Here is a 19,100-nt window from a genome sequence, read left to right on the forward strand (position 1 = left end):
GGACTAATTGGGACATTGAGACTATTTTTGAATTTATAGCGAATTATCTAACACATGATTATGAAAAAATGATAAAATGAAATCGAATATACAAAAAAATTATACGGAAAAAAGGGTTTTCATGTTTCGTTGTCGAATAGTTAACTAACTGTATTGAATACGTTGGATGTATCTTTTTGTGATTATTGGCGAAAGGATACTCTGTACATATAGATTTTGTTTAAGCAGGCAGGAGGGGTTATATGCTGGAGCAGATTATGCAGGGCGGCGGGATGGATTATATGCAGCGCGGCGTCAACGCAGCGAATATGCGCCATGAAGTCATTGCCCACAATATTGCAAATGTTAATACACCGCAGTTTAAGCGGAGTGAGGTAGAGTTTGAAAAGATGCTTGCCAAGGAGCTTTACGGCGACCGGGACAAGGAAGGCAAGCTGCAGCTCGTACGCACGAGGGATAATCATCTTCCTATCGGGCATCTGCCGTTCCGCGCGCAGGCCAAGGAGGTTGTGGATAACACAACTATAATGCGTACAGACCGAAACAATGTCGATATTGATATTGAGATGGCAAGCCTCGCGAAGAATCAGATTTATTACAATGCCCTTATGACGGAAATCGGGAGCTATATTTCCCGTGTAAAGACATCAATAACCAGCACTGAGGGCTGATAAAGGAGAATTGCTATGAGTATGTTCGGCGGAATTGACGCGGCTGCTTCAGGCCTTACGGCAGAGCGGCTCCGCATGGATGTTATTTCGAACAACCTTGCAAATGCAAATACTACCCGCACAGCAGAGGGCGGCGCTTACCACCGTCGTTATGTAGTGTTTGAACCCCGTGAACAGTGGGAAAAAAATCAGACGTTTGCTGGGTATCTTTCCGATGCTGTTCAGCGTAAAATGGGACGGCGGGTCGGAAGAGGCAATGGTGTCCGTGCTGTTCGTATTGATGAGGACAGGACACAGGGACCGCTTGTCTACGATCCCGGGCATCCGGACGCAAATGCGGACGGCTATGTCGAGCGCCCAAACGTAAATCCGGTTTCTGAGATGGTCGATATGATTACCGCATCCCGTGCGTATGAGGCAAATGTAACGACAATTAATGCAGCCAAGAGCATGGCTATGAAGGCAATGGAAATCGGCAAATAATTTAGTTTGAGAATCAACCTATAAGGGGTGGAGACCATGGAGATAGAGCCTTTACAGATGACCCCCGTGCGGAGCGTCAGGATGAGCGCTGAAAGCCATCTTGGCGAGACACTGCAGCAGCCGGAGGTCAAAACATTTGGGGAACTTTTGACCGACGCATTGAAAGAGACAAATGCATTAGAGAAAAAATCAGATGCTTTGAACGCGGCACTTGCCGCAGGTGAAATCGACGATGTTTCACAGGTCGTTATCGCAAGTCAGAAAGCGGATATTGCGCTGAACCTCACACTGCAGGTGCGCAACCGTGCGATTTCTGCGTATCAGGAGCTTATGCGCATGCAGGTATGATAACGCGCTGACGTAAGTGAGACCAGTCGAAGGGATTGAGAAGATGGCAGAGTGGAAAGAAAGATATCTGCAGCTTTGGAATAAGACGACCAAACGACAACGGTATATGATCCTCGGGGGGGTCGTACTGCTTTTTGCGTTGATTTTGGGCAGCAGTTATTTCTACGGCAGCAAGCCTGATTTGGTGCCTTTGTTCACGAACATGGAAGCAAAGGACGCGGGCGAGGTTGCTGCAAAGCTGAAGGAATCGAAAATCCAATATGAGGTGCAGGAGACGAAGCAGGGGGTTACAATACTTGTTCCGTCCAAGGATGTGCATGGTGCGCGTCTTGACCTCGCTACGCAGGGACTGCCGCGTGGCAATAAGGGTTTTGAGATATTTGATGACAGCAAGCTCGGTGTTACCGAGTTCCAGAACAAGGTTAATTATCTGCAGGCACTGCAGGGAGAACTGACACGTACAATCGAACAGATTGCTGCAGTGGACAAGGTTCGTGTGCATATAGTACTTCCGGAGGACAGCCTTTATAAGAAGAATGAGAAGCCGGCGACGGCATCCATCATGCTGAAGCTTCGTCCGGACAAAAAGCTTTCCAAGAAGGAAATAAAGGGTATTGTAAACCTTACTGCACACAGTATACAGGGGCTTACACCTGAGAATATTACAATCGTTGATGATACGGGCAAGATTCTGAATGACCCGGATGAGGATGACGAGAAGAATGTAAGCAACCAGACAATTTCACAGCTTGAGATGACCCGCAAGGTTAAGGAGCGTATGCAGAAGGATGTTCAGAGTCTTCTCGACCAGGCACTGGGAGAAGGACGTGCCTTCGTACGCGTCAATGTCGAGCTGGATTTTGATCAGCGTCAGACAGACCGCCAGATTTTTACTCCGGTTGTCGACGAGTCCGGAATTATCCGCAGCCAGCAGGATATGAGCGAGAGCTACAACGGTACCTCAAACAATCCGGGCGGACCTGCAGGTGTACAGTCCAATATTCCGGGCTATGTTGCGCAGGCAGAAACTGCCAACGCGCAGTATGAGAAGAAGGAATCTACAAAGAATTATGAAATCAATGAGGAGAAATCCAAGATTATCGCATCGCCGGGCTCTATCCGCCGTGTGAATATCGCGGTTCTCGTCAATGATGATATTACACGGGCACAGCAGGACAGCATTCTGCGTTCTGTGTCTTCTGCAGTCGGCATAAATGCGGAGCGCGGTGATACGGTTTCCGTTGAGCCTCTGCCGTTCAGCACAGAGCTGGCAGACCGCCGTGCAGCGGAAGAAGCAGCAGAACGTGCTCGTCAGGACCGCAACTTCTACATGTCCGTTGCTGCCGGTGTACTGCTTCTGGCTCTTATCATTGGTGCTGTACTGCTCCGCCGCCGCAGACTGCGTCTGGAACGCGAAGCGTACGAGGAGGAGCAGCGTCAGCTTGCTCTTGCCGAACAGGAGCGTCTGGAGGAAGAGAGACGTATGGAACAGGAACGTGCCGAACTCATCGCTGCCGGACAGGTTCCGGAGCAGCTGGTGGACGAGGAGCCTCAGCTTACGGAAGACGAGCTCAGAACTCTTTCGGAGCGCGAAGCAATCGAGAAACTTATCAACGAGAAGCCGGCAGAAGTGGCTATGCTTGTCAAGACCTGGCTTTCGGAGGATTGATTCAATATGCCTGATATGTATGATGAAACTGAACAGGAGCTTACTAATCAACAGAAAGCGGCTATTCTTTTCATAACTCTCGGCCCGGAAAATTCCGCAAAGGTTTTCCAGCACATGGCCGATGATGAAATTGAGAAGATAACGCTTGAGATTGCAAGCCAAAAGCAGGTAACTCCACGACAGAAGGCTGCGGTGCTCAGTGAGTTCTACCAGATGGCTATGGCTAAGAATTATCTGTCCAGCGGCGGTCTTGAGTACGCTCAGAACGTTCTTGAGAAGGCGCTTGGTTCGGAAAAGGCCGCAAGCATTATCAATCGACTGACTACGAGCCTGCAGGTTCGTCCGTTTGATTTCCTCAGAAAGACGGATCCTGCACAGCTTTTGAACTTTATACAGAATGAACATCCGCAGACGATAGCGCTGATTATGGCATATCTTGATCCTGATCAGGCTGCGACTATCCTTTCCTCTCTTTCACAGGAGAGACAGGCTGAGGTTGCTAAGCGTATCGCTATAATGGACCGTACCTCTCCGGAGGTCATTCGTGAGGTTGAGCGTGTTCTTGAGCGAAAGCTTTCGTCTCTTGTTACGCAGGATTTCACGACGGCAGGCGGCGTAAAGGCTATCGTAGAGGTGTTGAACCGTGTCGACCGTACAACAGAGAAAACCATCATCGAAACTCTCGAGGTCGACAATCCGGAGCTTACCGAAGAAATCAAACGACTCATGTTCGTATTCGAGGATATCGTTATGCTGGACGACCGCTCGCTGCAGATGGTGCTGCGTGAGGTCGACGGAAAAGATTTGTCACTGGCCCTCAAGGCAACACCGAAGGAGGTTGCCTCGAAGGTATTCAAGAATATGTCTACGCGTGCAGCTGACATGCTGAAGGAAGAAATCGAGTTCATGGGTCCTGTCAAGATTCGTGATGTCGAGGAAGCACAGCAGAAGATCGTCAATGTCATCCGTAATCTGGAGGATAAGGGCGAGATTGTGGTTGCCCGCGGAAAGGGCGATGAGATGATTGCCTAAGATTATTAAGGCGTCTGTCTGGGACGAGGCTCCCTGCATTGTCAAGGTTGATGCTCCGGGAGGAGCAGGCACTGCCGGTGCGCAGCAGAAAAAATCTGCTGTTCACAAAAGCGGCGAAAAACGTATGACAGTGCGAGAGGATGCCCAGCGTCTCCATCGTGCGGCGCAAGAAGAAAAAGCAACGAGTGAGGCTATGATGAAGGATGCCTTCGCAAAAAAGAAGGAAGCCGAGTCACTGCTTGAAGAAGCCCACTCGAAAGCAGCCGCAATAAAGGCGGCTGCCGAAAAAGAAAAGAATGCTATTCTTGAGGATGCTCATCAGCAGGCCGAGGTGATTCTTGAGGATGCCCGCGGTACCGGCCGTGAGGAAGGTATTCAGGCCGGCCGTGAGGAAGGCATCGCCCAAATACGGGAGGAACAGAAGCAAATTCTTATTGATGCAAACTCCAAAGCGGAGAAGACTCTGGAAGATGCGAAAAGCGAGTCACAGGTATATGTGCAGCAGGCTGAAAACCAGATTGCGCAGCTTGCGCTTGAGGTTGTGGAAAAGATACTGCCTCAGCATTTTATTGATGTACCGACGGTGATTCTGCCGCTGGTTCAGAAGGCACTTCTGAAGGTTAAGGATCAGCCGTCTGTGACTGTACGCGTTGCGCCTGACAGCTTTGATCTGGTGCTGATGGCACGTTCCGAGATGCAGAATCTTCTTGAGGGCAATGCTGTTCTTGAGGTGCATTCGGATGAGAATCTTGGACCGGGAGATGTCGTTTTGGAGACACCGAACGGTGATGTTGATGCCAGGGTTTCCACGCAGCTTGAGTCTGTGAGAAAAGCAATACAGGATGTCATGTCATGATTGAACCGAACCTCAAAAGGTTTTCCCAGGCAATTGAAGAGAGTGAGCCGATTAAGATGAGCGGCAAAATCGTTCAGGTCATAGGGCTTGTAATCGAGTCCAAAGGACCGAACGTGAGCATGGGAGAGCTTTGTTATATAAAATCAAGATTTCCGGGAGTCGAGCCGATTCCTGCGGAGGTTGTAGGCTTCCGCGACGGCAAGGTTCTTTTGATGCCTGTCGGGGATATGGCAGGTATCGGGCCGGGATGTGAGGTAGTCTCGGCACAAAAAACGCTTCAGGTCAAGGTGGGACCGCAGCTTTTAGGACGCGTGCTTGATGGTTTGGGCAACCCTATGGATGGAAAAGGACCGATTCTGAGCAAGCTTGAATATCCGCTGCAGGCATCACCGCCGGATCCGCTGCATCGTCCGCGTATTCACGAATCTCTTTTCGTTGGGGTTCGTGCCATTGATGGACTCATTACCCTCGGGTCCGGGCAGCGTATCGGTATCATGGCAGGAAGCGGTGTCGGCAAATCAACGCTCTTGTCGATGATTGCCAGAAACACAGAGGCTGACGTCAGTGTTATATCTCTCGTCGGAGAGCGTGGCCGTGAGGTGCGCGACTTTATTGAGAGAGACCTTGGGGAGGAGGGCCTTAAGCGTGCTGTTGTCGTTGTCGCGACATCGGACCGCCCGGCGCTTGTACGAATCAAGGGGGCAATGACTGCTACAGCCATTGCGGAGTATTTCCGCGATCAGGGCAAGAAGGTCGTCCTGATGATGGACTCTGTTACACGCTTTGCTATGGCTCAGCGTGAGGTTGGTCTTACCATCGGCGAGCCGCCTGCAACCAGAGGGTACACTCCTTCAGTGTTTGCTCTTCTGCCACGCCTTCTTGAGCGTGCGGGAACGAGTGAGAAGGGTTCTATTACAGGTATCTATACTGTCCTCGTTGACGGTGATGATATGAATGAGCCGATTGCCGATGCTGTGCGAAGCATACTGGATGGGCATATAGTTCTCTCCAGGGCAATTGCTGCACAGAATCATTTCCCTGCCATTGATGTTCTGGCAAGTGTCAGCCGTGTTATGAGTGATGTCGTTGTTGACGAACACATGGCGGCAAACCGCAACATGCGTGCACTGATGGCAGTGTATAAGGAAGCTGAGGATCTTATACATATCGGGGCTTATGTAAAGGGCTCCAGCAAGAAGATTGATGAGGCAATCGAGAAAATCGATGCAATCAATGGTTTCCTCTGCCAGGGTGTATTTGAACAGACGACGTTCGAACAGACCATACAGCAGCTTGAGGGAATCTGATGAGAGCAGGGGAAGGTAATGAAGAAGTTCCGCTTTAAGCTTGAAAAATATTTGGAGGTCACGCGGCGAAAGAAGGAAGATGCTGAGCTGAAATTTGCTGAGGCAACAAGACTTCTTGATGAAGCCCGTGAGTATCTGCAGCAGCTTTTGCAGGAAATGGCAAAGGGACAGCGGGATTATGCGGAGCTTACCGGTGAGGGAAAGCGGATAACAGTCGGCACCCTTACCACCTACAACAGCTTTTTTAACTGGAAAAGACAGCAGATTGAACAGCAGCAGCAGGTGATTCTGCAGCGGCAGTCGGAAAGACAGCAGTGTCTGAAGGCACTTTTGAAGCTCATGAGCCGTCTTAAAAGTATTGAACAGCTCAAGGAAAAACGGCTGCAGGAGTACAAGGATGAGCTCCTTTTTGAGGAGAGCAAGATGCTTGATGAAATTGGACTGCAGCTTTATATGAGAAATAATAGACAGGAGGCGCATGCTTAAATGGATCTATCGTCACTTCATGCAGTTGTGCAGCGTGTCGCGGATATTGAGTATCGTCTCGGTATGCGGCGCAGACCGGGAGGAAATACAAGCTTTCAGTCTATGCTGGAGGAGCAGATGAAGTCCGCTGACGCCAGAAAAACTGCCAATGGGAATAATGCCCGGCAGACGGCGCCCACGGTAAACAGTGCTTATCGCTCAAATCCGTCTAATCCTGTGGCCGGAGTTTCACAGACAACAGGTTTGGATGCAGGTTATCATGATGTAATCGCTGCATCAGCGAAGAAATATAATATCGACCCGGCACTTGTTTCGGCGGTTGCCGAGGTGGAGTCGGGATTCCATCAGGATGCGGTATCGGATGCAGGTGCTGTCGGAATTATGCAGCTAATGCCGGATACGGCAGCATCTCTTGGAATTAATCCTTATGATGCAAATCAGAATATAGACGGGGGCGCCAAGTATCTGAGCCAGCTCCTCCAGACCTTTGGAGGAGATATCAGAAAGGCGGTCGCGGCATATAACGCGGGGCCGCAGGCTGTGCGTGATCACGGCGGGGTACCGCCGTATGGTGAGACGGAGGCCTATGTGGACTCTGTGCTTGACTTATATAAATGAGGCACTTTGTCATTAGAAAACAGGTGAAGGTATGACGAAGAACAAAGGACGGGGAATAGATGGAAGAGACAAATGAACAGCCGTCGAAGAAGCGGCGTATCTTAAAGGCACTTGCAATCCTCTTTCTGCTCGTTCTATTGATTGGCGCAGGATTCTTCGTAGGAATTTATCTCCGAATCTTTGATGTTGATAAAATCAATGAGAGCATGAAACTTTACGATATGCCTGTTATAGGGCAGTATTTTGTAAAGCGGCAGGTGACGGAAACGTCGTCGGAGCAGACTCCTGAGGCCAAGACTGCTGATAATGCACAGAATGATAAGGATAAAGACAAGGCGGCTCAGCAGAAGCCTGAGGAATCCAAGCCTATGATTCTTACCAAGGCTGAGATTGAGAAGCAGAGAAAAGAGCAGCAGGCGGCAGAGAAGAAGCGCGTTACTAAGCTTGCGCGCCTATACAATGAAATGAAGCCGACTGATGCGGCTGCTATAATGGATGCGCTTAACGATGATATAACAATCGCTATTCTGCAGCGAATGGATGAATCGCAGTGTGCCAAGGTTCTTACGGCGTTTGAGCCGGATAAGTCAGCAAGGCTGACGAGGATTATGTATGCAGGAACGCGTCCGAATATGAGTTCTCCGGGTGATGCTGCAAATGCCCAGACGGAACCTCAGATAACTCCGGCAGGGCAGTAAGCCTGGGGTTGCCGGAAGAAAGGAATGGTTAAAAGCTGATGATAAAGCTTACAAAATTTAATTCTGAGGTAAATAAAAAAGGAGTTTTCATACTCAATGCCGAAATAATAGAAACAATAGAAGAAACTCCTGATACGGTTGTTACACTCATCAATGGTAAAAAGCTTATAGTTGATGAGCCTATGGATGAGGTTGTCCGCCGTGTTATGGCGTATCGGCGTGCACTTCAGAAGTACTGAGGGGATTCGGAAGCCTGGCTTCCTGTATCGCATAAATTTTGAAAAGAGAGCAGAGGAGTGATTGAGAATGGCAGACGAAAAGAAACCGGCAGAGGGCGCTGAAGAAGCAAAGGAAGAAGAGAAGCCGGCGGAGGGGAAGAAAAAGTCTCCCATTATTATTATTGCTGTTTTAGTCCTGGTTGGTCTTGTACTGGCTGCAGGCATTTCCTATTTCGTAGCAACGAAGATTTTGTCGAACTCTGTTGCGGAGGAAGGAGCACCTCGTTATCATGATCCGGGTGTCTTTATTAAGCTCGGCGATGCAAAGGAAGGGCTTCTTGTAAATGTAGGCGGTATCAAGGGAGGACGTTTCCTTAAGGTTGGCATTGTTCTTGAGATGAATCCCGGAAAACAGGATAACATCAAAGAAGGTAAGCTGAACCCTGTAGCAGAAACAAAAATGCTTGATACAGTGCTTCAGATTCTGAGGTCTGAGCCGCTTGATGGTTTTGATGCCCAGAAGCAGGAGGCACTCAAGGATAAAATCAAGGTCGAGGTGAACCACACGTTGGGAGAGGGTTCAATCTACAATGTGTATATCACGAGCTTTGTCCTCCAGTGACAAGCGAATTCATATCAGAGGGAAGGAGGGTGAAGATTGGCAGATGACGTACTATCCCAATCCGAGATAGATAAGCTGTTGTCCGCAATTTCCAGCGGTGATGTTTCCGCGGATGAGGTAAAGGCAGAAGAACAGCAGAAAAAGGTCAAGACATATGACTTCAAACGTCCGGATAAGTTCTCAAAGGATCAGATTCGTACCCTGCAGATGCTGCATGAAAATTTCGGTCGTATGTTGAACACTTATCTGTCAACTAACCTTCGGAGCCTGGTAGATATAGAAGTCGCTTCCGTAGAACAGCTTACCTATCAGGAATTTATCCAATCATTGGGCAATCCGAGTGTTATCGGAGTTTTGGCGGTTCCACCGTTAAAGGGCAATATAATCATGGAGCTCAATACGAGCATAGCGTTTTCAATTATTGACCGCGTATTTGGAGGTACAGGGGCAAACACCATTAAGCCCCGTACGCTGACCGAGATTGAAGAGGCGGTTATCCGCAGGACCTTCGCCAAGGCAATTGATAATTTCCGTGAGGCGTGGGCAAATGTGGTAAAGATTACCCCGCGGCTCGAGGTCATGGAGGCCAATCCGGCTTTCGTTCAGATTGTGCCGCCGAGTGATATGGTTGTCATCATCACTCTGAAGATAACAATCGGTGAGGTCGAGGGATTCATGAATATTTGTATCCCGTATCTTGTACTCGAACCGATTATGTCTAAACTGACAACAACCTTCTGGGTTGCTTCTTCGGTATCGAAGGAAAACCGCCCGGAGCAGGTTGAAATATTACAAAGAAAGATAGCCAGAACGAGTGTACCTTTTGTGGTACAGCTCGGCTCCATCGAAATATCCATACGCGAGTTTTTGACGCTGGGATATGGAGATGTGCTTCAGCTTGATACGAAGGTCAAGGATGAGCTGCCCTGCCAGATAGGAAAGCGCAGGAAGTTTTTCTGCAGACCGGGTACATTCGGAAAAAGAGCTGCCGTGCAGATTACACGCGTAGCTCCAGAGGGAGATGAAGATACAGATGAGTGATGATATGATTTCGCAGGAGGAGATTGACGCGTTGCTAAACGGCGGCGGTGTAACTCCCCCGGCAGAAAGCGCGCCTGCAGATGATGCAGCCGGAGAGGCTGCTGCGGACACAGGTAATTCCGCTATTGAGGATTGCTTGTCCGATATGCAGAAGGACGCGCTCGGCGAGATCGGCAACATTTCCATGGGCAGTGCTGCAACAACGCTTTCTGTGCTGCTTGGTCATAAGGTTTCGATTACTACGCCGACGGTTTCTGTCGACACAATGAATTCTATCCGCAACACGTATCCGCTGCCTTATCTCATTGTTGAGGTCGGGTATACGGTTGGTATCGACGGAAATAATATTTTGGCGATACAGGCTTCGGATGCATGCATTATTGCGGATCTCATGATGGGCGGTGACGGAACAGCTCCGCCGACAGATTTGAATGAGATTCACATGAGTGCAGTCGGAGAGGCAATGAATCAGATGATGGGGTCTGTTTCGACGTCTCTTTCGACGATGTTCAACAAAAAAATTGATATTTCACCACCAAAGGTTAATTTGATTGATCTCGGCTCCGAGGACAAGGTCACGGAGATTGTCGGGGGAGATGATACCGTTGCAAAGATTTCATTCCGTATGGAGGTTGACGGTCTCATTGACAGCCAGATAATGCAGATTCTTCCGCTGGATATTGCAGAGGAAATGGTTGAGAGTCTCATGAACAGCAGCAAGGCTGAAGAAGAGGTTGCTCCACCGCCTCCCGCACCGGCGCCTGCGCCTGCTCCGGCACCTGCACCTGCGCCTGTTGCGGCACCTCCGCCGATGGCACCACCGGCTGCTCCGATGGCGGCTCCTGCTCCACAGGCAGCACCTATGATGCAGGCGGCCCCGATGCCGTCTTACGGTCAGGCGGTAGCTCAGGGAGTGCCTGTACAACCGGTACAGTTTACGCCTTTGTCTACGGCTCCGGTACAGGTCAACGATGCAAATATAGGATTGATTCTCGATGTTGCGCTTCAGGTTACAGTAGAGCTTGGACGCACAAAGAAGTCAATTAAGGAGATTCTCGAGCTTACAAACGGTTCCATCGTAGAGTTGGATAAGCTTGCAGGTGAGCCTGTCGACATTCAGGTCAACGGAAAGCTTCTGGCGAAGGGCGAGGTCGTTGTCATTGATGAAAACTTCGGTGTCCGAATTACGGATATCGTAAGTCCTGAGGAGCGCGCGGCGCGACTCCAGTGATAGTTTTTCTTGAGAAATTCCTTTATATTTTATATAATATTAACAAGTTAAATTAGGCCATTTTTACAATGCAAAGATGAGGAGAGATGAAACATGGCAGTTAGAGTCTTAGTTGTAGATGATGCGGCATTCATGCGTATGATGGTTAAGGATATTCTTTCCAAGAACGGATATGAAGTTGTTGGTGAGGCCGAGAACGGTATGAAGGCTGTTGAGAAGTATCAGGAACTCAAACCTGATCTTACGACAATGGATATCACGATGCCTGAGATGGATGGTATCAGCGCTGTTAAGGAGATTAAGAAGATTGATCCGAATGCAAAGATTGTTATGTGCAGCGCTATGGGTCAGCAGGCAATGGTTATTGAGGCAATTCAGGCAGGTGCCCGTGACTTTATCGTTAAACCGTTCCAGGCAGACCGTGTCCTTGAAGCTGTTCGTAAAGCTGTGGGTTGATGAACGCCCGTGTGCTTCGGTGCTTGGGACCGGCACTTTTGCTGGTACTCCTGCTGACGGGAACTGTGTCGGCAGCTGATGCCGCCGGAAGCGGTTATCTTTCCGGTTACACTGAGGCGGATCCGCGCCCGACCGCTGTTTCGTGGTGGTCTACGATTGCGTATCTTTTAAGCCTTTTTGCTGTGTTTGCTTTTGTAGTAATCATGGCATATATGGCATCGCGTTTTTTAAGCGGCCGATTTGCAAGAACGTCGGAAGGACAGGGAGGGCGTATCCTTGCGCATCTTCCTCTGGGCCCGAACCGCTCCGTCTGTGTCGTTGAGCTTGCAGAACGCGTCTTCATGCTGGGAGTTACCGAGCATTCGATAACACTTCTCCGCGAAGTAACGGATGAAGATGAGATTGAACGGCTGCATCGCCGCGAGCTTGGAAACCTGCCGTCCGCTGATGATTTGTTTTCATCGCAGATTGGCTCGTTGGAACAGCTTGCAAAACGGATTCCGTCTATGTTTAGAAACGGTCCGTATCGCAGATGAGAAGGGGTTGTGCAGCGGTGATGAATAAACAGCGGGCTCTCATTTGCCTGGGAGTCCTGCTTTCTTTTTGTCTGATGGTTCCTGCGGTTCAAGCAGCACCGTTGATTCCAAGTGTGGATGTCAATGTCGGGACTGCGGAAAATCCGCAGCAGGTCGCTTCTACCCTGCAGATTATTGCAGTGTTGACGATTCTTTCACTGGCACCGTCAATTATTGTGATGACAACTGCATTTATTCGTATTGTTGTTGTGCTGGGTTTTTTGCGAAATGCTCTTTCAACACAGAATGTCCCGCCGAATCAGGTTGTTGTTGCGTTGTCGCTGTTCCTTACGTTTTACATCATGTCACCGTACTGGAGCGAGGCGAACGAGCAGGGAATTCAGCCGTATCTGAATGGACAGATTTCTCAGGAGCAGGCGCTTCAAAATACGGTGGCGCCTATGCGTGAGTTTATGTTTAAGCAGACACGCGAATCGGATTTGGCACTTTTTGTTAACCTTTCGGATGCACCGCGTCCGGATTCACCGGATGACGTATCGACGTTTACGCTCATTCCGGCATATGTTATCAGCGAGCTTAAAACGGCGTTTCAGATAGGCTTTATGATTTACATACCGTTTATCGTTATCGATATGATTGTGGCAAGTACACTTATGTCGATGGGTATGATGATGCTGCCGCCTGTTATGATTTCGATGCCGTTTAAGATTTTGCTTTTCGTTATGGTTGACGGTTGGCATCTTCTGATTAAGTCGTTGATTGTCAGCTTTAAATAGGAGATGGAACGATGTCTGGAGATGTGGTTGTTCAGATTGGACAGCAGGCTTTGATGGTCGTTCTGATGGTCTCGGCACCGATGCTTGGACTTGGTCTCCTTGTCGGTCTGTGCGTGAGTGTGTTTCAGGCAACGACTTCGATTCAGGAGCAGACACTGGCATTTATTCCGAAAATCATTGCGGTCTTTGTGGCAATACTGATTTTTGGACCATGGATGCTCCGTATTATGGTGGAATACGTCATGAATATGTTTGTGAATATTCCGCTTTATCTCAGATAGTAAGGGGAATGCATCGTGGATTTTTATGAGATTCTTCAAAATCACGCGGCTGTGTTTCTTCTTGTATTGGTGAGGATCAGTGGCATTTTTATAATGGCACCGTTCCTCGGAAGTATCAATATTCCTCAGTATGTCCGCGTTGGTACGGCAATTGCGATTTCGATTGTAATGTTTCCGTCTGTTGACGCGGCGTCGGGGATGCTGCCGGTACCTCCCACGGTTATTGGGTACGCGGCTCTGGTGCTTAAAGAATTATTCGTCGGCTGGCTCATTGGTTTTGTAGCTTACATTTCATTCGCGACGATCCATATGGCCGGCAAGGTCATGGATATGCAGGTAGGCTTTTCTATCGTGAATGTTATGGATCCAACTTCCGGTCAGCAGATTCCGCTTATCGGAAGTTTTCTTTATAATTTGAGCGTGATTGTATTTCTGGCGACGAATGGGCATCATGTCCTCATTACTGCACTGGTCAACAGCTTTCAAAGAGTTCCTTTGCAGATGCTGGCGGCAGATGTTTCTTTGGCAGAAATAATCACAAGGTTCACCGTGGGGATTTTTACGACGGGTATGCAGATTGCTCTGCCTGTATCGTTTGCCATTCTTTTGACGAACGTTGGGCTTGGTATTCTTGCAAGGACGATGCCGCAGCTTAATATTTTTGTTGTTGGTGTTCCCCTGCAGATTGTCATAGGACTTTTTATGCTGTCCATCGTTGTACCATTCTATGTTTTGTTCCTGGATGTGTTGTTTAATGAAGTGTATGGAAACATCTCCCTTGTCCTCAGGGCAATTTGACAGGAAGTTTGTCTTCGACCTTCAGCTTTTCTCAGGAGAGAAAACAGAAGATCCTACTGCTAAGCGACAGGCGGATGCACGAAACAAGGGACAAATTGCCAAAAGTACTGAGCTCAGCGGCGCGTTTGTTATGCTGGCCGGCTTTTGGGGCTTGAAAATGCTTGGCTCTTCCGTTTATGAGGAGATATGCAATTATATGACCTACATATTCAACCACATGAGTCAGGGGGTTGATACTGAAACAGTCATGCAGCTGTTCATAGGAATTATAATTGTTCTTGCCAAAACAGCGTTTCCGATTATGGGAATGATTATGGCGGTTGGGCTTTTCATCAATTTTATGCAGGTGGGTATCAATTTTACAACGGAGCCATTGGGGTTTAAACTGGAAAATCTTAATCCCATCAACGGTATGGGAAGGATTTTTTCAAAGCGCGCTTTAGTGGAGCTTGTGAAGTCGATATTTAAAATACTTATCATAGGTTCTTTTGTCTACAACTTTTTGAAGGATGAAATCCTGCAGATACCTAAGCTGCTATATCTTGAGCTTGCTGCGAGTCTTCCGAATATTGCTGACGTTATTTTTTCGTTGGCATTTAAGATTATCGGGGTGTATTTCATTCTGTCGGTCTTTGATTACGCTTTTCAGAAATGGTCAACTTTCCAGTCTCTGAAGATGAGTAAGCAGGAGGTCAAGGAAGAGTTTAAGCAGATGGAAGGAGATCCGCAGATTAAGGGAAAAATCCGCTCCAAACAGCGTGAGATGGCAATGTCGCGTATGATGCAGGAGGTCCCGAATGCGGATGTCGTCGTAACAAACCCGACGCATTTCGCGGTTGCGCTTAAGTATGACCGTGGTATGCCTGCACCTCAGGTTGTTGCAAAGGGCCAGGATTTTGTAGCACAAAAAATTAAAGACACAGCACGGGAGGCTGGGGTGACAATCGTTGAGAACCGCCCTCTGGCTCGTGCGCTGTACGCTTCTGTGGAAATCGGGGATACGGTTCCAAAGGAGCTTTATAAATCGGTGGCGGAGGTTCTGGCGTATGTTTACCGCCTGAAACACCGTCGTTATGCATAAAGATTTTGAGTCTGTGTTGCACGGATTCGAAAAGAGGAGACTTCGACAGTTATGGCAGAGAAAGGTACGGCCGGAGGAATCATACAACAATATAGTGATGTTATCATTGCAGCAGCGATAATCACCATTGTTTTGATGATGATTATCCCGCTTCCTACAATGCTGCTTGATCTTCTGTTGTGTCTTAATGTTACTTTGGCACTTACCATTGTACTTGTTACAATTTATAACGTAGAGGCGCTGGATCTTTCTGTTTTCCCGTCGCTTTTGCTTTTAACGACACTTTTCCGGCTGGCGCTGAACGTTTCTTCCACGCGCCTTATTTTGCTGGAAGGATACGCCGGCGAAGTCATTACGGCATTCGGCAACTTTGTTGTCGGTGGTAATGCTGTCGTCGGTTTTATTGTGTTCGTAATTCTTATCATTATCCAGTTTATCGTTATCACGAAGGGCGCTGAGCGTGTTGCGGAGGTTTCGGCGCGTTTCACATTGGATGCTATGCCCGGTAAGCAGATGTCGATTGATGCTGACTTAAATCAGGGTGCTATTACAGATGCAGAGGCAAGAAAGCGTCGTGAAAAGATTCAGCGTGAGGCAGATTTTTACGGCGCAATGGATGGTGCTTCGAAGTTCGTAAAAGGTGATGCTATTGCAGCTATCATCATTATTATCATAAACATTACCGGTGGATTTATCATTGGTATGGTACAAAGAAATATGACGGTTACGCAGGCGCTTCAGAACTATACTCTGCTGACAGTCGGTGAAGGTCTTGTCAATCAGATTCCTGCTCTGATGATTTCAACCGCAACGGGTATTATTGTTACTCGTGCTGCTTCTGATGGTAATCTCGGAAGCGATCTTGTAACCCAGCTGTTTCGTAATTCACGCGTATTTTTCATCGTCAGCGGCGTTTTGATTCTGATGGCGATTGTGCCGGGACTTCCGGGAATACCGTTTACATGCCTCTCTCTTATTGCCGCATTTATCGGTTATTCCTTAAAAAAATCTCAGGCAGAGACGGAAGAAACGACTACTACGGCAAAGCAGGAGAAGAAAAAACAGGAAGCTACCAAACCGGAGAATATTGTTTCGCTTCTGCAGGTTGACCCGATGGAGCTTGAAATCGGATACAGTCTGATACCGCTTGTCGATACAGGACAGGGCGGAGATCTGCTGGAGCGTATTGTTATGATACGTCGTCAGTGCGCTCTGGAGCTTGGTCTTGTTGTTCCTACAATCCGCATTCGGGATAACATTCAGATAAAGCCGAACGCTTATATCATAAAGCTTAAGGGTATTGAGATAGCGAAGGGCGAGTTGATGCTGGATCACTATCTTGCTATGAATTCAGGAACTGTCTTTGAAGAGGTACCCGGAATTGAGACAACGGAGCCTGCTTTCGGTCTCCCTGCTCTTTGGATAGCTGAGGCACAGCGTGAGCAGGCTGAGCTTAATGGCTATACTGTTGTAGATGCTGTGTCTGTTCTTGCGACACATCTTACTGAGGTCATAAAGGCACATGCTGATGAAATCCTTGGACGTAAAGAGACTCAGGATCTTGTGGAAAACCTCAAGAAGGCAAATCCATCTCTGGTCGACGAAGTTATTCCGGAGCTTATGAATGTCGGCGAGATTCAGAAAGTGCTTTCAAATCTTCTGCGGGAACGTATTTCCATACGCGATATGGGTACAATATTTGAGGTGCTGGCCGATTACGGGCGCGCTACGAAGGATACAGATATTCTTACTGAATATGTCCGACACGCAATGGCACGTCAGATAACGCAGCAGAATATTCAAAATAATGTTATTCCATGCGTAACACTTGATCCGGCGATAGAGAACCGTATTGCGGGTGCTGTACAGCGTACAGACCGCGGCTCTTATGTCAGCATGGAGCCGGATGTTATGCAGCGTCTGCTTACGGCGCTTAATACAGAGCTTACAAAGCTTACAAATATGGGGTATCAGCCGATTGTCCTCACAAGTCCGGCAGTTCGTCCATATTTCCATAATTTGGTTGAACGCTCAATTCAGGGCATCATAGTTTTGTCTCATGCAGAGATTGAACAAAGCGTAGAGCTTCAGATTCTTGGGGTGGTGAAGGTATAATTGCGTGTAAAGGTATTTAAGGCCGCTGACCTTAAAGAGGCAATGGCTATGGTAAAAGATGAAATGGGACGGGATGCCGTCATACTTCATACTAAACGCTACCGTCAGGGTGGTTTTCTGGGATATAAGAGTAAAGAAGTGGTCGAAGTGACTGCAGCGCTGGAGGATGCACCACAGCGCCCTGAGGTTAAAATACCTGAGGTATCAAGGGTTCAGGCTCCGATTCGTCCGGTACGTCCGGCCAGGTCTACGCGAAATTCGCGGACGGCTTCCTCAATTCCGCGCATGACAACGCCACAGGCACCCCGGCAGGTTCTTGCACAGTATAAGACCGCAGGAACTCCGGAGGGAGTTTCTTTGGCGCGAAGCTCTGCTGATTTCACTGATCGTGTGCATCAGGCGTCTTCAGGAATAGAAGACTATTTTCCACAGGAGGAGAGCAGGGGCTTTGTTCCGATGGAAACAGAGAAAATGGAAACGCGTACAGTCGGAAATCGGGCAATTGAGCCGCAGCCTATTGAGGCAGTTGCTCCGATAAAGCCCGTGCGTGCGGTGCCATCGGTTCAGCAGGTCAGCCGTCCAGGACAGGTGCAGCCGCCTGCAATGGCGCCTCAGACTGAGCATTCATTTCCGTATATTTCACAGGAGTATTCAGCACAGGCTGCACAGCAATTTCAGCAGGTGCAGCAGCCGCAACAGATGCAGCCTCAGCAGCAGATAGTACCACAGGGGGAGATTTTTCGGCAGCAGCCTGCTAAACAGGCAGAGCCGTATCCTCAGCAGGCTGCAGGCTATGAGCCTGAATTTACTCAGCCGTCTGCGCCAAAGACAGAGGCTGACTCCAAGATTATAAAGGCAGAAACATCTGAAGCTGTATCGAAGGATAAAGTGCAAAATGAAATAAAACCTGACAAGGGCGAGGAGAAGATTCAGGCGCTCGAGGATGAGCTTGCACAGATGAGACTCATGCTCAAGCAGGTTATGGGACAGCCGCGTACTGAAAGTGAACTTGTTACCTTACAGGATGCACTCAAAGCACAGGCTGTAAACGAGCAGGTCATGCAGGACATCATTCGCAAGATTTCACCGGCAGAGCTTCTGGCTCCGAAGGATTCTGAGGAGGCACTGAAGTCGCTTGGGGAATATCTGCATTCTGCAATAAAGACAGGAGATGGTATCGGACTGAAGGACGGACGTCCAAAGATTGTTGCGCTTATCGGAACAACCGGTGTCGGAAAAACGACGACGATTGCAAAGATTGCGGCGCGCTTTGTGTTGGAGCGGGGTATAAGCGTTGCGCTTATCACTGCCGATACTTACCGTATATCTGCTGTTGACCAGCTTAAGACTTACTCGGATATAATAGGACTGCCGCTTGAAATTGTGTATTCTGCGGCAGAACTTAAACCGGCGCTTCGAAAGCATAAGGGCAAACAGCTGATCTTGATTGATACGGCCGGCCGCAGTCAGAATAATGATTATCAGATGCAGGAGCTTAAGGAATTTTTGGCGGTAGATTCGTCAATAGAAAAGCATCTTGTTATGAGTGCTACGACCAAGGAGCATGATGCTGAGGCTATTATGGATCGCTTTTCTATATGCAAGCCTGATCGCGTGATTTTTACAAAAACCGATGAGACGGACAGTCTTGGATTTATAATTAATCTTCTTTATGACCGTAGAATCGCGCTTTCATATCTTACGAACGGGCAGAGTGTACCGGATGACATTGAACCGGCAAAACCTGAAGCTTTGGCAAAACTTTTACTGAGGTAAA

Annotated in this window: 22 protein-coding genes; all 22 read left to right on the top strand. The window is 48.4% G+C overall.

All coding sequences use genetic code 11. The features are described from left to right. Window positions 1-242 precede the first annotated feature (242 nt). Window positions 243-671 carry a flagellar basal body rod protein FlgB gene (flgB, locus tag BUA83_RS02165; RefSeq protein ID WP_072934528.1) on the top strand — a complete coding sequence of 143 codons (429 nt, stop codon included), beginning with the start codon at window positions 243-245 and terminating at the stop codon, window positions 669-671. Between the two features lie 15 nt (window positions 672-686). Further along, window positions 687-1,154, top strand: a complete 468-nt coding sequence (gene flgC / locus BUA83_RS02170; RefSeq protein WP_072934529.1) for a flagellar basal body rod protein FlgC — start codon at window positions 687-689, stop codon at window positions 1,152-1,154. Window positions 1,155-1,190: 36 nt separating this feature from the next. Next, window positions 1,191-1,502 carry a flagellar hook-basal body complex protein FliE gene (gene fliE / locus BUA83_RS02175; RefSeq protein WP_072934530.1) on the top strand — a complete coding sequence of 104 codons (312 nt, stop codon included), beginning with the start codon at window positions 1,191-1,193 and terminating at the stop codon, window positions 1,500-1,502. A 43-nt stretch (window positions 1,503-1,545) separates the two neighbouring features. After that, window positions 1,546-3,171, top strand: coding sequence for a flagellar basal-body MS-ring/collar protein FliF (gene fliF / locus BUA83_RS02180; protein WP_072934531.1), 1,626 nt, complete (start codon window positions 1,546-1,548; stop codon window positions 3,169-3,171). Window positions 3,172-3,177: 6 nt separating this feature from the next. Next, window positions 3,178-4,203: a flagellar motor switch protein FliG gene (gene fliG / locus BUA83_RS02185; RefSeq protein WP_072934532.1), complete on the top strand. Its 1,026-nt coding sequence runs from the start codon at window positions 3,178-3,180 to the stop codon at window positions 4,201-4,203. Continuing rightward, window positions 4,196-5,059, top strand: coding sequence for a FliH/SctL family protein (locus tag BUA83_RS02190; protein WP_094756405.1), 864 nt, complete (start codon window positions 4,196-4,198; stop codon window positions 5,057-5,059). The genes fliG and BUA83_RS02190 overlap by 8 nt, the downstream gene beginning before the upstream one ends. Then, complete coding sequence (gene fliI, locus BUA83_RS02195) at window positions 5,056-6,366, top strand: flagellar protein export ATPase FliI (protein ID WP_072934533.1); 1,311 nt, start codon at window positions 5,056-5,058, stop codon at window positions 6,364-6,366. The genes BUA83_RS02190 and fliI overlap by 4 nt, the downstream gene beginning before the upstream one ends. Before the next feature lie 18 nt (window positions 6,367-6,384). Continuing rightward, window positions 6,385-6,852 carry a flagellar export protein FliJ gene (gene fliJ, locus BUA83_RS02200; protein WP_072934534.1) on the top strand — a complete coding sequence of 156 codons (468 nt, stop codon included), beginning with the start codon at window positions 6,385-6,387 and terminating at the stop codon, window positions 6,850-6,852. After that, window positions 6,853-7,470 carry a lytic transglycosylase domain-containing protein gene (locus BUA83_RS02205; protein WP_072934535.1) on the top strand — a complete coding sequence of 206 codons (618 nt, stop codon included), beginning with the start codon at window positions 6,853-6,855 and terminating at the stop codon, window positions 7,468-7,470. Window positions 7,471-7,529: 59 nt separating this feature from the next. Beyond that, on the top strand, window positions 7,530-8,168 hold the full coding sequence (locus tag BUA83_RS02210) for a MotE family protein (protein ID WP_072934536.1): 639 nt from the start codon (window positions 7,530-7,532) through the stop codon (window positions 8,166-8,168). Between the two features lie 38 nt (window positions 8,169-8,206). Beyond that, window positions 8,207-8,407: a flagellar FlbD family protein gene (locus BUA83_RS02215; protein WP_072934537.1), complete on the top strand. Its 201-nt coding sequence runs from the start codon at window positions 8,207-8,209 to the stop codon at window positions 8,405-8,407. A gap of 67 nt (window positions 8,408-8,474) precedes the next feature. Beyond that, the gene (locus tag BUA83_RS02220) at window positions 8,475-9,008 is read left to right on the top strand and encodes a flagellar basal body-associated FliL family protein (RefSeq protein WP_072934538.1); all 534 of its coding nucleotides are present in this window, start codon (window positions 8,475-8,477) and stop codon (window positions 9,006-9,008) included. A gap of 36 nt (window positions 9,009-9,044) precedes the next feature. Next, entirely contained in the window at window positions 9,045-10,049 is a 1,005-nt protein-coding gene (gene fliM / locus BUA83_RS02225) for a flagellar motor switch protein FliM (RefSeq protein WP_072934539.1), read from the top strand. Then, window positions 10,042-11,280, top strand: a complete 1,239-nt coding sequence (fliY, locus tag BUA83_RS02230; RefSeq protein ID WP_072934540.1) for a flagellar motor switch phosphatase FliY — start codon at window positions 10,042-10,044, stop codon at window positions 11,278-11,280. The genes fliM and fliY overlap by 8 nt, the downstream gene beginning before the upstream one ends. Before the next feature lie 93 nt (window positions 11,281-11,373). After that, window positions 11,374-11,736 (top strand): response regulator, encoded by a 363-nt coding sequence (locus BUA83_RS02235; RefSeq protein ID WP_072934541.1) that lies wholly within the window; start codon window positions 11,374-11,376, stop codon window positions 11,734-11,736. After that, on the top strand, window positions 11,736-12,272 hold the full coding sequence (gene fliO, locus BUA83_RS02240) for a flagellar biosynthetic protein FliO (protein ID WP_072934542.1): 537 nt from the start codon (window positions 11,736-11,738) through the stop codon (window positions 12,270-12,272). The genes BUA83_RS02235 and fliO overlap by 1 nt, the downstream gene beginning before the upstream one ends. 74 nt (window positions 12,273-12,346) lie before the next feature. Beyond that, the gene (gene fliP, locus BUA83_RS02245; protein ID WP_072934701.1) at window positions 12,347-13,048 is read left to right on the top strand and encodes a flagellar type III secretion system pore protein FliP; all 702 of its coding nucleotides are present in this window, start codon (window positions 12,347-12,349) and stop codon (window positions 13,046-13,048) included. A gap of 11 nt (window positions 13,049-13,059) precedes the next feature. After that, the gene (gene fliQ, locus BUA83_RS02250) at window positions 13,060-13,329 is read left to right on the top strand and encodes a flagellar biosynthesis protein FliQ (protein ID WP_072934543.1); all 270 of its coding nucleotides are present in this window, start codon (window positions 13,060-13,062) and stop codon (window positions 13,327-13,329) included. A 15-nt stretch (window positions 13,330-13,344) separates the two neighbouring features. Next, window positions 13,345-14,127, top strand: a complete 783-nt coding sequence (fliR, locus tag BUA83_RS02255; protein WP_072934544.1) for a flagellar biosynthetic protein FliR — start codon at window positions 13,345-13,347, stop codon at window positions 14,125-14,127. Further along, a complete protein-coding gene (gene flhB / locus BUA83_RS02260) occupies window positions 14,084-15,208 on the top strand; it encodes a flagellar biosynthesis protein FlhB (protein ID WP_094756407.1) in 1,125 nt (374 codons plus the stop codon). Before fliR ends, flhB begins: the two co-directional genes overlap by 44 nt. 51 nt (window positions 15,209-15,259) lie before the next feature. Beyond that, on the top strand, window positions 15,260-17,323 hold the full coding sequence (gene flhA, locus BUA83_RS02265) for a flagellar biosynthesis protein FlhA (protein ID WP_072934545.1): 2,064 nt from the start codon (window positions 15,260-15,262) through the stop codon (window positions 17,321-17,323). Further along, window positions 17,324-19,099 carry a flagellar biosynthesis protein FlhF gene (locus BUA83_RS02270; protein WP_072934546.1) on the top strand — a complete coding sequence of 592 codons (1,776 nt, stop codon included), beginning with the start codon at window positions 17,324-17,326 and terminating at the stop codon, window positions 19,097-19,099. The last annotated feature ends 1 nt before the right edge of the window (window position 19,100 follow it).

It is taken from the genome of Schwartzia succinivorans DSM 10502, assembly GCF_900129225.1.
In the GTDB taxonomy this organism is placed as follows: domain Bacteria; phylum Bacillota; class Negativicutes; order Selenomonadales; family Selenomonadaceae; genus Schwartzia; species Schwartzia succinivorans.